General features: G+C 60.7%; 9 protein-coding genes and 4 pseudogenes. 3 read left to right on the forward strand and 10 right to left on the reverse strand.

What is annotated here, in order from left to right; translation table 11 throughout:
• Both AAFX91_RS32930 and AAFX91_RS32935 read right to left on the reverse strand, forming a co-directional pair.
• The coding region (locus AAFX91_RS32930) for a prenyltransferase/squalene oxidase repeat-containing protein (protein ID WP_394569352.1) at window positions 1–398 on the reverse strand (398 nt) is incomplete at its 3' end.
• Window positions 399–703: 305 nt separating this feature from the next.
• Window positions 704–943 (reverse strand): annotated as a pseudogene (locus AAFX91_RS32935) (IS481 family transposase); the annotation flags it as partial.
• A 232-nt stretch (window positions 944–1175) separates the two neighbouring features.
• On the opposite strand from AAFX91_RS32935, the pseudogene AAFX91_RS32940 reads away from it, so the two are divergent.
• Both AAFX91_RS32940 and AAFX91_RS32945 read left to right on the forward strand, forming a co-directional pair.
• A pseudogene (locus AAFX91_RS32940) lies at window positions 1176–1904 on the forward strand (site-specific integrase); the annotation flags it as partial.
• A 345-nt stretch (window positions 1905–2249) separates the two neighbouring features.
• A complete protein-coding gene (locus tag AAFX91_RS32945; RefSeq protein ID WP_394569353.1) occupies window positions 2250–3686 on the forward strand; it encodes an FAD/NAD(P)-binding protein in 1437 nt (478 codons plus the stop codon).
• 172 nt (window positions 3687–3858) lie between these two features.
• On the opposite strand, the pseudogene AAFX91_RS32950 reads toward AAFX91_RS32945, so the two are convergent.
• Both AAFX91_RS32950 and AAFX91_RS32955 read right to left on the reverse strand, forming a co-directional pair.
• Window positions 3859–4239, reverse strand: a pseudogene (locus AAFX91_RS32950) (ATPase, T2SS/T4P/T4SS family); the annotation flags it as partial.
• Window positions 4240–4621: 382 nt separating this feature from the next.
• Window positions 4622–5758 (reverse strand): MFS transporter, encoded by a 1137-nt coding sequence (locus AAFX91_RS32955; protein WP_394569354.1) that lies wholly within the window; start codon window positions 5756–5758, stop codon window positions 4622–4624.
• 445 nt (window positions 5759–6203) lie between these two features.
• Between AAFX91_RS32955 and AAFX91_RS32960 the strand changes: the two are divergent.
• Window positions 6204–6387: pseudogene (locus AAFX91_RS32960) on the forward strand (transposase zinc-binding domain-containing protein); the annotation flags it as partial.
• Window positions 6388–6670: 283 nt separating this feature from the next.
• Here AAFX91_RS32960 and AAFX91_RS32965 read toward each other — a convergent pair.
• The 6 genes from AAFX91_RS32965 to AAFX91_RS32990 form a co-directional block, all read right to left on the reverse strand.
• A complete protein-coding gene (locus AAFX91_RS32965; RefSeq protein ID WP_394569355.1) occupies window positions 6671–7735 on the reverse strand; it encodes an IS630 family transposase in 1065 nt (354 codons plus the stop codon).
• A 219-nt stretch (window positions 7736–7954) separates the two neighbouring features.
• On the reverse strand, window positions 7955–8374 hold the full coding sequence (locus AAFX91_RS32970; RefSeq protein WP_245476746.1) for a type II toxin-antitoxin system VapC family toxin: 420 nt from the start codon (window positions 8372–8374) through the stop codon (window positions 7955–7957).
• Between the two features lie 8 nt (window positions 8375–8382).
• Window positions 8383–9018 carry a DUF433 domain-containing protein gene (locus AAFX91_RS32975; RefSeq protein ID WP_130230593.1) on the reverse strand — a complete coding sequence of 212 codons (636 nt, stop codon included), beginning with the start codon at window positions 9016–9018 and terminating at the stop codon, window positions 8383–8385.
• 183 nt (window positions 9019–9201) lie between these two features.
• On the reverse strand, window positions 9202–9393 hold the full coding sequence (locus AAFX91_RS32980) for a hypothetical protein (protein WP_394569356.1): 192 nt from the start codon (window positions 9391–9393) through the stop codon (window positions 9202–9204).
• 124 nt (window positions 9394–9517) lie between these two features.
• Entirely contained in the window at window positions 9518–9985 is a 468-nt protein-coding gene (locus AAFX91_RS32985) for a hypothetical protein (protein ID WP_394569357.1), read from the reverse strand.
• Window positions 9986–10156: 171 nt separating this feature from the next.
• Entirely contained in the window at window positions 10157–11521 is a 1365-nt protein-coding gene (locus AAFX91_RS32990; RefSeq protein ID WP_394569358.1) for an IS701 family transposase, read from the reverse strand.
• Window positions 11522–11673: the final 152 nt, after the last annotated feature.

The raw sequence follows: 11673 nt of genomic DNA on the forward strand, positions 1-11673 counted from the left end.
CAGATCAAAGCTTCGCAGCCATGATCCATCTGACCGCTGCCGTGATAAACTCCCGATGAATCCCAACAGACCCTAGCGCGTAACGCCGCGTAGACCTCCACCGTCGAGTTGATGTCGCCATCGGGCGCACCCGGATATATGCCCCAAGAACCATCGGGCCGCTGCCGCTGCAACAGAGCCTTGATGACCTCCTTCTCGGACGGCAACTGAAAACCGAGCATATGACTCGCCAATAGCCACTCAGCCTCGATGGTCGAATTCGATTCGACCATGCCGACCCAAAATCCAGATGCGTCCTGTGTCTTCGAAAGCCAGTCAATCGCAGACTGGATCGTGTGAGATAGACGATCGCTTAAGGGCTGTAGGGCTGATCGAGTTTCTAAGCGGTTGATATTCATCGTCATTTCTGGTGGAAAGTTAGGTGAGCCGTACAATTAGAGCATGCAACAACAGCTCTCAAGAGCTGCCCCCATTTATTGAGGAACAAAACGCCACACTTGCTCGCCTAAAAAGACACAAGAAGGAGGAAGGGCGGTACGAGGCCCGTCGGAGCTGTCGCGAGATCTACCCCGTTCCCGCGGAGCCCCCTTCTACGAATGTGAATGCGAAGGGCCTTCTCGTCGGCGGAAAGGCGTCTCCCGGCGGCGGGGGCAAGAAGTTCAGCCTTGCCCGTCGAACGGTGAGCCAGACCAGCGAGCCGGCGTAGCGTATGCCGCCGGAACGCGACGATGATCGCCTCCTCCTCGATGGAAAGCACGGTCGATTTGGCTTCCTTCGGGCCTGTCGGGAGATCGGCGACGGTCTCGCGCTCCTTCCACTTCGCGACAATCTTCTGGTTGATCCCATAGCGCCTGGCGAGGGCTCTCAGGCTCTCTTGACTATTTTGTATTGCTCGACGGATTGCCTCTGTCGTGGTGGCGCAGCCGTGTAAAACTTGTCCCATAGCGCATCCTTCGAATCGTGCGATAAGAATGCACCATCAAAGCCTGGGACTAAACACCTAGAGCGTGATGGCTTTAGCTTGAATCGATTGAGGATTGAACGAAGCCGCTGGCGCGGCATTTGAGAAGAGGTGGTAACGGCCGCCTCCTGTCTGAGAGGATCGAGGGTTTTCAGAGCCCAACCCTTCAGACAGGAGGTTTTCCGCAGCCCAGGTGAGCCCTCTCCGCCGACGCATGATCGAGGACATGACGGTCCGCAATTTGTCGCCGGCGACGCAACGATCATATCTCAACGCGGTATCGAAGTTCAGCCGATATTTTGGCCGATCGCCCGAGCATTTGGGTTTGGAGGACGTTCACGCGTTCCAGGTTCATCTGGTGGCGACGGGGGGATATCATGGCCTGCACTCAACCAGATCGTCTGTGCGTTGCGATTCTTCTACGGGGTGACGCTCGGCCACAGCACGATCCCGGAGCGCATCGCCTATGCGCGAGAGCCACGCAAGCTGCCTGGTCGTGCTAAGTGCCGACGAGGTGGTGAGCTTTCTGGAGGCGATCCCGAGCCTAAAGAGCCGCATAGCGTTGACGACAGTCTATGCCACCGGATTACGCGTGTCGGAAGTGGTTTTCCTCAAGGTCGCGGATATCGACAGCCAGCGGATGGTAGTCCGGGTCGAACAAGGCAAAGGCGGCAGGGACCGTTATGTCATGCTCTCGCCGCAGCTTCTGAAGATTCTAAGGGCTTATTGGCGGCTAACCCGACCGACACGCAGGCTATTTCCCGGCCGCGACAGTGAGCGGCCGCTTGATGCGACCGTGCTGCACGCGGCGTGCCGCTCGGCCCACATCGCAGCCGGTCTGAACAAGCGCGTGACGGTGCACACACTACGGCACAGTTTTGCGACCCATCTTCTCGAGAACGGCGCCGACATTCGTGTCATCCAGGTGCTGCTCGGCAATGATTTTGAATCTTAGCAGAGCGATCTCTACCTGACGAATATCCAGCGAATTCGGCAAATCGTCAATAAAATGGCCCTTCATATTTGTCGTAACGACGCGCATGTGCTTCTCCTCGCACGACAAAAAATGGAATGCCGCGAGCCGCGCGAGACGATCACAGCACGGCATCTCGAACATCGACAGCAACGACATGCGATCTAGATGCCGATTCCTGATAGTTCTGAACTCCCGCGTCTTTCGTTCGTAGAAGAATAATCCTTTCAAATTACCAGCGCAATTTGCGCGCTAGGATCGGGAACGAGGCGAGCGTCGATGCATTGATTTCATTGCCAACCGGGGTGCAGTCTCATGAGCGATTTCGCGACAAGGCATGCGATCGTCATCGGCGGCGGCGCGAGCGGCGTGTTGCTCGCCTATCAGCTTCTGCAAAACCCGGAGTTCGGGTTTCGAGTGACGTTGATCGAGCGACGGCTCGAGATCGGCCGTGGTGCCGCCTATCACACCAGCAATCCCGAACATATCCTGAATGTCCGCGTCGCCAACATGAGTGCGTTGCCCGACGATCCCGAACATTTCTGGCGCTGGCTTTCGAACCGCGCAGAGGGGCCGCTGTGTCCTGATCCGTATTGTTTCGTACCGCGGCGGACCTATGGCGATTACCTTGCAAGACTGACCACACCCTTCACGTCATCCGAAAGCGGAGCCCCTCGCCTAACCGTTGTGCATGGCCAATGCGTAGACGTCATCGAAGGCACCGCGGGCGTCACCGTGATGCTTGACAACGTTTCGTCCCATACTGGCGATGTCGCCGTCCTCGCCACCGGCAATGAGAGCCCGGTTGCCCGATTCCCCTGCGACGCCGATCCCTGGGCACCACTGTCCACGTCCGTCGACAGGGATGCAACGGTGCTGATCCTCGGCACGGGACTTACGATGATCGACTACCTATTGTCCTTGCTGCGAGGCGGCCATCGGGGCCAAATTGTTGCAATGTCGCGACGCGGCCTCTTGGCCAGGGCTCATCGCCGCACCGATCCGACTCGAATCGACGAAAGCGACGTCCCCTTCGGGGCGAGCGCCAGCCGCCTGCTGCGATGGCTGCGCGAGCGCATCGATGCGCAGATGGCCGCGGGAGGCGACTGGCGCAGCGTGATCGACGCCATCAGACCCTATACGCAACGGCTCTGGCACGAGCTCCCGCTCGCCTCCAGGCGTCGTTTCCTCGAGCACGCACGGGCCTGGTGGGACATCCACCGCCATCGCACGGCGCCTGAAGTGGCGATGCGCCTCGCCGGCGCGCTCGCATCGGGTCGTCTCTCCCTGGTGGCTGCGAAGGTCACTGGCATCGAGCCGAATGCAGCCGGCGCGCTGGTTCGCTATCGCCGGCGGGGCCGACAGGATACCGCCAGCCTCCAGGTCGGCCTGATCGTCGATTGCACGGGGATCGTGAAGGACCCGCGGGTGACCAGCAATCCTGTGATCCAGCGCCTGTTCGAGCAGGGCCTGGTGCGAGCGGACGCCCTGCAGATCGGCATCGACATCGCGGATGATTGCGCCGTGATCAACCGCAACGGCATTGCTTCGCGGCGGCTGTTCGCGGTGGGCCCGCTGACCCGCGCCGCCTTCTGGGAGATCGTCGCGATTCCCGACATTCGCAACCAGTGCGCCGAGCTGGCGGCGCGCCTCGCGGCCGTCTGCGATCCGATCGTCGGCCCGCCAGACTTACCGGCGTTGAATGGAGAAGCGTCGCTGCCGGCCGGGACGATGCCAGCAACGTCGCTGTAAAGATCAGCCATTGAAGCTGGCGGGAGTGAGCGCCGGCAGCTTCTTCATTGACCTGGGGCGACTTGAACACCTCGATGAAGGGCCCGATAGCCCGCACGCGGCCTCGCTTTGAGACAGCCAGGTTCACATGATGGCAGGACGCTGACGATCGAGTCCGCCTTGGCGAGCAGGTTTGGATGAGCTGTTCGAGGCGGCGAAGCGCGCCCAGCGCAGTGCCCGCGTGAATCGTTCCGATTCCACCGGGGTGGCCGGTACCCCAGGCTTTGAGGAGCTCCAAGGCTTCTCTGCCCCGCACCTCGCCGATCGGAATCCGGCCGGGGCGCAAACGCAGCGAGGACCGCACCAAATCGGACAGGGACGCGACGCCATCCTTGGTGCGCAGTGCGACCAGATTGGGCGCGCGGCATTGCAGCTCGCGGGTGTCCTCGATCAGCACCACGCGATCGGTGCTGCCGGCGATTTCGGCCAGCAGTGCGTTTATGAGAGTAGTCTTGCCGGTCGAGGTGCCGCTAGCGACCAGGATGTTCTTGCGCGAAGCGACCGCGGCGCGCAGCGCCGAGATCGGCAACGAAACTGTCACAGGCTTCTTGTGGGACGGGACCGTTGGGGACGTACGCGGTCCGTTTCGGGAGGAGCTGGCGCACGAGCCCTGGCGCCGGCTCTTCTTCCTTTATTCTGCGTGAACCGACAACAGCCGTTTGGCACGAGTTCCGCTAGGGTTATCGGCACGGGGAATTGCAGGGCCCAGCGCTAGAAATAGCAGGGCGCCGCCGGGACAAACCATTTCGAGCCCGGCCGATAAAGGGCAGCGGTAGCGCATGGCGCTGCCGCACCGCAGCAATATGCGTTGGCGGCGCACAAAGCAAGATGTTGGCTTCCGGATCGATGCCAAGGCGCACCTCTTCTCGCACGCCGAGTGTGCCGCCGCGTCCTCCTCACCGCGTTTCCGTCACGCTGCGCGCCGACAGCGTGACCAGACACATGAGTGCCGCCAACATCCCAAATGCGCTCGGCAATCCTGCGAACTTGGCGAGCCAGCCGACGCCCGCGGGTCCAACGAGGATGCCGGCATAACCAACCGTGGTGATCGCCGCAATCGCAAGGCCTGTGGGCATTGCCTTCTGGGCGCTGGCGCGCCGGTACAGGACCGGCACCAGGTTCGATGCACCGAGGCCAATGAGCAGGCATCCTGCCATGATAAACGCAAGGACCGAGGCGGTTAGCAGGACTGCGAAACCCGTGACTGCCAGCAGACTTCCGAACACCAACGTGGCGCGGTCGCCGACGCGTGCCACGACGGCGTCGCCACCGAGACGCCCAACGGTCATGGCGATGCAGAACAACACGAAGCCGAGCCCGCCCTGCGCTTCCGGGACAATGCCACGGTCCACGAGCAGCAAGGCACTCCAGTCGAGCATCGCGCCCTCGACCAGAAAGGTGATCGCCGCGAGCGCCGCGAGCAGCAGCACGACGGCGCGTGGCATGACGAACAGCGGCCCTTGCTGCGCCTCAGCGCTTGGGGGCAATCGCGGCCAGGTCAGCACCATCGCGATCGCCATGAGAGCCGAGCAGATCAGGGTTGATGACAAAGCCCCAACGTGCAGCCAGAGCAATGCGGTCATCGCAACGGAGCCAGCAAATTCGCCGATGCTGTATTGCGCATGAAAGCCGGACATCAGCGGACGCTGCGCTGCACGTTCCAGTTCGGCCGCATTGAAGTTCGCAGCGACATCGATCAAGCCGAGCGAGGCGCCGAAGGCAACCAGCGCGGCCCCGAGCGCTAGTGGCGTACCGGCAACCGCGAGCCACGGCAGGATGAGCGCAATTCCGAACCCGCCGATCAGGATGATCGGTTTGCTGCCGTATCGCGCCCTCAACAAACCGGTCAAAAGCATCGAGACGACCGAGCCGATGCCCAGGCAGAGCAGCAGACAGCCGAGAACTCCGTCATCGACCGCCAGCCGCTCCTTCGCGAATGGCACCAGCGGCGCCCAGGCCGCCATGCCGAAGCCGGCGACAAAAAATGCAAGGCGCGTCGCGAGCCGGGTGGCCGGGCGATCGACAGACATCATCGGGGACTCCCGAAGGAAGAGTTGGTGGTTTCGTGTTACACGCTAAGGACATCACGGCGGCGAGCGTGAGCGGCTGCGACCGCAGTTGCAGCCACTCGAACATGCTGTTTCATGTCGCCTCACAACAAATTGGGGCGGAGCGGCCGGACGCCACGGAGGACGTGCCGAGTCCGCCCCTCCATCACCGTCCCGCGACCGGTGATGGTACTCCGAATGAAGCAAGCGGCGTGCCGATATGAAAGTTGCAGGTTCTACAGTCGCTTGTGCGGTGTGTGTGTAGCGTCACGTCGTGGACATTGGTCTCAAAGCTGACAAACGGCGCGCTCGGGCATGCCGACCTCGGATCGACCGCGCGCTACGCACAGGTTGCGACCAATCTGCTCGCCCGCACGACTAGCCCATTCGATGGGCTCTCCATCAAGTGATCACACCCGTAGCCGCGCATATGCGCCCCGTGCTCGAGGTGGCGGACATCCTCCGCCGCCACGGCGCCGCGTTCCGTGCCGCGGCAGGGTCCTCGGCTGTCCTCCGATTAGCGCCGTGTGATGGCGGCCATCGAGGCGTGTCGCACAGCGACGCTCGGCGGCCATGTCGAGCGCTGCGACGACTGCGGCCTGGTCCGCGTCGCCTAACGGCCAGACCGAAGGTCAGATCACGCGCCTCAAGCTCGTCAGGCGTCAAATGTATGGCCGCGGGAAAATCGATCTGCTCCAAGCCCGATTAATCGGCGTAGAATGAAAGGAGCTGCACCAAAATTGCGTCAGAGCCAATATTGCAGGCCGAATGACAGGCATCGCATCAGCGGCCCGTGTGGAATCGACGTGAAGTGGTCGCGTAAACCCAAGCTTGGGTTTAGCCACTTGGATCCAGCTCGCGAATCGTAGCCTAGCTACGATATCCTAGTACCCGGAATCAGAGCTGAGTGATACGGCGGCCTTTGAACTGGCGTTGACGGACCTTTTTCTTGGTCCAGACGAAGGGCTCGGCTTTGTCGTTGTACGCGTTGACGTAGGCATCGATGTGTTCCTGAAGCTGGGTGAGGCTAGTGAAGGAGGTGCCGCTGAGCGACTGGCCCTGCAAGATCGAGAACCATACCTCGACCTGATTGAGCCAGGACGCGCTTGTCGGCGTGAAATGAAACTGCACGTTGGGGTGGGCCTTGAGCCAGGGCTCGTTCTTCTTGTGGGTGTTGAGGTTGTCGAGGATGACGTGAAGCTTTCGGCCCGGAAAGGCCGCGGTGACGCTGTTCATGAAATCGAGAAACTCGACGCGGCGGCGACGTTTTGAATGCGTCGCGATGATCTTTCCGGTGGCGACCTCAAGCGCCGCAAACAGCGTTGTCGTGCCATGCCGCTTGTAATCGTGGCTCTGGCCAGTCAAGGCGCGGCCATTGGGCAACTTCAGATAACCCTGCGCTCGCTCCAAGGCCTGGATCGAGGGCTTCTCGTCCACGCATAGCACAATGGCCTTCGCGGGCGGGGCGACGTAGAGGCCAACAACATCGGCGGCTTTGGCCGTAAAGTTCGGGTCGTTGCTCTCGCACCAGGACTTGCGAGCCGCAAGGTCAATCTTGTGGCTGCGCAGGAACCGCCAGACATATTGGACGTCAACATCGCCCAGCGCCTCGGCCAGCAGAGGGCCGGTCCAGCGCGCAAATCCTTGCGGAGGCGGCTTATCCAGCAGCTTCAGAATCCGCTTGTCGGTGGCCTTCGTATAGATCGGCTGCTTGCCGGGCCGTGGCTTGTCTTGCAGCCCTTCAAGGCCATGATCGGCATAGCGGTGCCGCCAAAGGCTGACAATCCGCGGCTGAACGCCGACTTCCTTGGCGATCGAGCGGGTGCTGCGCCCGTCCGCCGCCAACAGAACTATCCGCGCCCGCTTCAAATCGCGCTGCAACGTCACCGGCGAGCGACAACACGCCTCAAGCACCTTGCGATCTTTCCGCGAAAGGTGGACTTCTCTTGCTTCGGGGATCATCCATATCTTGAATCACGACTCACGATCCAAGAAAAGTGGGTACTAGATCTCTTCAAATAACCTTGCGCACTCACCATCCGTCCAGGGTTTCCGGCTCGCGTTATCGTCACGGACAGATGGCGCGACGTGGTCGGTCGGATGTGAACGAGGGCAGGCTGCTTTCACGTCCTCGAGCTCGATGTGCAGCTATCCAAGTCATCGTTTGAACATCGCGGCGTGTCAGGATTCAATCCGGACCGGCGGGTCACGAAAGGGATTAAGTAATCGCACGCTGCGCGTCTCGAAGTCCTTGATGTTGCGGGTGACGAGGACAAGATCGTAAACCCGCGCAGTCGCCGCGAGGGCCAGATCCCACCGATCCTTGTTCTTCGATCCAAGCAGTCGGGTCCATTCCGCGACGACACTTGCGTCTATCGGAATGATCCGGTCCGCATAGGCTTTCTCGATCGCACCGATCGTCTTGAGTAAGTTCGCGGCCCTGTCCGGATCGCGGCGCTTCAACATCTCGGCGCCGCGCCGCTTCTCGAAAAGCGTGGCGGCGCTCAGACGGAGGTCCGAATCGTCGACTGTTGCAAGCCACTTGCGCACGTTCGCGTTGCCACGCGCACCAAACTCGCGAAGCACGTTCTCGTCGATCAAATATGCGGTCACGGAATCCGGCGCGGCGCAACCTCGCCCGCCTCGGCTTCGTCATCGAACCCGAGGTCGGCTAGCTCTGCCAGCGCCCGCTTCAGGCTCCGCGAGGGATAGGGGCGTCCTCGCTTTGGATACGCCTTGGCATATTCGATCGCGGCCTCAACCTGATCGCGCGTCAGCGACGGAAAATCGTCGACAATCTCCTCGGCCGATTGCCCACGGGCGAGGGCCGCCACCATGTAGACAGGAATCTTGGTGCCTTTAATGATGGGTTCGTTGCGATCACCTCCGACTTGTACCCATCGGCGCAGTTCATCGAGACGGTGGAGACGGGTTTTGAGGTCGGCGTCGATCTTGCCGAGATCAAGGACCAGTTCGCCAAACGCGACTCGGTGCGCGTCGAAAGAGAGCTGCCGGATCGCCTCATACAGGCGACGCCGGCCCGCAGGGGTGAGATCTCTTTCCAGTCTGTCGGCGACCAGCAGAAAGCGCATCTCCGCCGGGCCGAGGAGGCGCTGAACTCCGCTTCCGACGCGTCGCTGACGTGCGCGAATGATGCCAGTATCGACGGCCTTGTTGAGCGCAGCCGCGGACCGGTTCAGCACGTAACCTGCTTCCGTGAGTGTCAGTACTTCGGCGGAAGACATGCGGAACTCCATCAATAATTCATCCCCAATATAGGGATGAATTAGGAGGTCGACAAGGCACGGCCTTAAAGAATTCCCCGGCGTGATACCGGCCCGTCTCTTGGATGCCTAGCCAGCGCTGGGGTTTAGGCTCCGTGCAACGTCTCCTTCGCCGCTATTGCGATCATCGCAGCGAAAATGTGGCTAGCCTGTCTCTGTCCGATCTGCAGCTTCTTCGTCATCGTCCTGGTCATCATCATGTGCTGGCAACGGATCGGGAAACTCGCCGGCCAACATTTTGGCCTTGCTGAGCAGGCCGGCCTCCTCGAGCATTTCCATATCGGGCAGGTCGCGCGGCGCGTCGAAGCTAAAATGTGACAGGAAGTCAAGTACCATGCCGCGGCGAGTCCCAGGTGGGGATTTAGGCTACCGGATCGAACGCGCAGCCGGCGCAATACTCGATAATCGCCAGTGGCTTCGAGGGCGGTCGCCATCTCTTCTGATGACGGGCGCTCAATCATCAGCCGCCAGTGTCGTCGTGGCCGACCCGAACCGCAGCAGTGAAGGCCGTCCCGCCTCGTGGAACCACCCACGGTCTTGGCAGAGACCTATCTCGCAGAACGAGCTTCCTGTAAAATGCCTCGTAGAGATCGAGAACGGAAGTATCGCCGTTGGCAAACTCCCCGTTCGTGCAGCGCTCCCAGAGGAACGACTTTACTTTCTGAATGATACTCTCGACCCGTTTGCCACTGGCCTCGTGCGTCGCCTTCTTGCTCCTCCTGTAAACGAACCGCAGGCTGTAAAGCAGCTCCATGAGCCGCTCCAGATTTCGGGAGTACTCGGCATCCTCCAAACTGGCGCCGAGCTTTCCAAGAAATTCGACATCAGCCTTATCGAGCGCCCATGCCGGCGCAGGGATAGGGTTAAAATCATCATCGATCTGAGGCTCTCCGGGGTGCTTACAGAACTCTTTCGCCAGCGGAGCCATGGTCGAGATCCCGCGCTCTTGCTTATCGACCACGAGAGACGAGCAGCCGGCGCCGAGAAGAACGGCTACGTTTCGAGCGTTCAGCGCCTCTCCTATTCTTACTGCGTCACAAATCATGACGGCGCATGGACCTCGAGTTGGATTGCGCAACACGGACATCTACGTAGCCGCCTAACCAATCCACTCGCAAGGCGCCGCCGCATGGTAGCGATCGAATTCGGCATGTGACGCTCGGTTCTGAGCGGGAGCGCCGCGGGGCTTTTGATTTTTGGGAAGCGCAAATTCTTTGACGAACGCGGGCCGACGAGGTCGTGAGGGGGGAATCGTCTCCCTTTCGGAGATCAGGAACCCGTAGGCGGCGATGCACAACGTGGCGTGGTGATGGAAGCCGCGCCAACCGCGCCCTTCATAATGCCCGAGGCCGACCTCCTGCTTGAGCTCTTGGTAGTCGCGTTCGATGCGCCATCTGAGCTTGGTCAAATCGACCAGGGCGCGGAAAGAGATGTTTTCCGGCAGCGTCGAGAACCAGTATTTCGTTGGCTCGGATTCGTCATCGGGCCATTCGATCAATAGCCATTCTTCGGCATGCGGCTCGCTCAGCCAGTAATCGCGATGAGCGGGACGGACCCGGAGCCGCGCAAAGCGCGAGGTCAAGAAGTCAGCGCTGCCTTCGCGCCATTTGACATTCCGCCAAGCTTGGTTCGGTAGACTGAGAGCAAGTTCCTTGACCGAGCAAGGCTTGTGTTTATCATCCCGCCGCATCAATTTCGTCGGCCGCCCATTCCCCGACCATTTCTTGGGCGGCAGTGGTCCCATGCCGGTCGGCCACGCGGATGTGCTCGGCAAGATGCCCGCAACATAGCGCAAACCCAACGCCGTCACTTCTTTGCGCAGCGTCGTATCCGCGCCATATCCGGCATCCATCAGTACCACGCCACGCTCAATGTCCGCTTCACAGGCCGATCGGATTTGCTCCAGCGCGATCTCAGGCTTGGTCTGGAAGACAACATCCTTGGGCACACCGGCCTTCTCTCGACGTTCCTCCTCCTCGGCCCAGCTCTGGGGCAAATACAAACGATAGGCGATCGGCAAGCTCGCGTGCTGATTGGCAATCGACAGTGAAACCGCCACCTGACAATTGTCTTGCTTGCCAAGTTGGCCACAATATTGACGCGCGACGCCGACCGAATGCCGCCCTTTCTTGGGAAAGCCAGTGTCATCGATGATCCAAGCTTCAATCGGGCCGTGCCGCTCAATCTTCGGCTGCACCATCTCCCGAACCTTGGCCAAGACCTTCTCGTCCGACCATCCGCCCGTACCCACGAAATGAAGCAGCGATTGATGCTGGGCTGCTGTGCGCTCCGGCGACGTGATCGCCGCCATCGGCTCTACGCTCTTGCGCTCACCAGGCAGCATCAGGCCAACACAGTAATCGCGCAGCGGCTTCGCCCGATCCGCATGTCCGATGACGCTCACCAAGCCGTCCACATAAGCCGCAAATCGCGCTTCACTTCCATCCTTGCTTCGGCTACCCATTTCAAAGCCCTCTCACCTGAGTCCTCTGGGTAGCTGATTCACCCTCAAATATGCCCGCGACTTTCTGACTCAGTAAGACTAGGCCGTGTGGACAGTTACCTTATCCAGAGCAGAGTGGCGGCAATGGCGACGACGGCGAAGTAGTTTCGCGC

The sequence above is a fragment of the Bradyrhizobium sp. 31Argb genome (assembly GCF_043638955.1).
GTDB lineage: Bacteria > Pseudomonadota > Alphaproteobacteria > Rhizobiales > Xanthobacteraceae > Bradyrhizobium.

Excerpts from the sequence above, each read along its gene's own strand:
- AAFX91_RS32945 (WP_394569353.1), top strand. The coding sequence starts at position 2,250 with ATGAGCGATTTCGCGACAAGGCATGCGATCGTCATCGGCGGCGGCGCG.
- AAFX91_RS32955 (WP_394569354.1), bottom strand. The coding sequence starts at position 5,758 with ATGATGTCTGTCGATCGCCCGGCCACCCGGCTCGCGACGCGCCTTGCA.
- AAFX91_RS32965 (WP_394569355.1), bottom strand. The coding sequence starts at position 7,735 with ATGATCCCCGAAGCAAGAGAAGTCCACCTTTCGCGGAAAGATCGCAAG.
- AAFX91_RS32975 (WP_130230593.1), bottom strand. The coding sequence starts at position 9,018 with ATGTCTTCCGCCGAAGTACTGACACTCACGGAAGCAGGTTACGTGCTG.
- AAFX91_RS32980 (WP_394569356.1), bottom strand. The coding sequence starts at position 9,393 with ATGGTACTTGACTTCCTGTCACATTTTAGCTTCGACGCGCCGCGCGAC.
- AAFX91_RS32985 (WP_394569357.1), bottom strand. The coding sequence starts at position 9,985 with ATGGCTCCGCTGGCGAAAGAGTTCTGTAAGCACCCCGGAGAGCCTCAG.
- AAFX91_RS32990 (WP_394569358.1), bottom strand. The coding sequence starts at position 11,521 with ATGGGTAGCCGAAGCAAGGATGGAAGTGAAGCGCGATTTGCGGCTTAT.